The following is a 793-nucleotide window of genomic DNA, read 5'->3' as shown; positions in this document are numbered from 1 at the left end:
CCTCCTAGCTGTCTGAGCCTTCCCACATCGTTTCCCACTTAACCAGGATTTCGGGACCTTAGCTGACGGTCTGGGTTGTTTCCCTTTTCACGACGGACGTTAGCACCCGCCGTGTGTCTCCCACGCTCGCACTCACCGGTATTCGGAGTTTGCCTCGGGTTGGTAAGCCGGGATGGCCCCCTAGCCGAAACAGTGCTCTACCCCCGGTGGTGATACGTGAGGCGCTACCTAAATAGCTTTCGAGGAGAACCAGCTATCTCCGGGCTTGATTAGCCTTTCACTCCGATCCACAAGTCATCCAAATCTTTTTCAACAGATCCTGGTTCGGTCCTCCAGTTGATGTTACTCAACCTTCAACCTGCTCATGGATAGATCGCCCGGTTTCGGGTCTATTCCCAGCGACTGGTCGCCCAGTTAAGACTCGGTTTCCCTACGCCTCCCCTATTCGGTTAAGCTCGCCACTGAAAATAAGTCGCTGACCCATTATANTTCTTTTCGCCTTTCCCTCACGGTACTGGTTCACTATCGGTCAGCCAGGAGTATTTAGCCTTGGAGGATGGTCCCCCCATGTTCAGTCAAGGTTTCACGTGCCCCGACCTACTCGATTTCACATGCTCAGGTTTTCGGCTACGGGACTATCACCCGCTATGGTCGAGCTTCCCAGCTCGTTCGCCTAACCAGTCACATGCTTAAGGGCTAGTCCCCGTTCGCTCGCCGCTACTGGGGGAATCTCGGTTGATTTCTTTTCCTCGGGGTACTTAGATGTTTCAGTTCCCCCGGTTCGCCTCCCAAC

General features: G+C 54.2%; 1 rRNA gene. It reads right to left on the bottom strand.

The features are described 5' to 3' along the window. Positions 1-793 (bottom strand): 23S ribosomal RNA (locus DIS04_RS20275); the annotation flags it as partial.

Source organism: Billgrantia lactosivorans (genome assembly GCF_003254665.1).
GTDB lineage: Bacteria > Pseudomonadota > Gammaproteobacteria > Pseudomonadales > Halomonadaceae > Halomonas > Halomonas lactosivorans.
The sequence above is the reverse complement of the archived record's forward strand: the minus strand, read 5'-3'. Positions and strand labels throughout refer to the sequence as shown.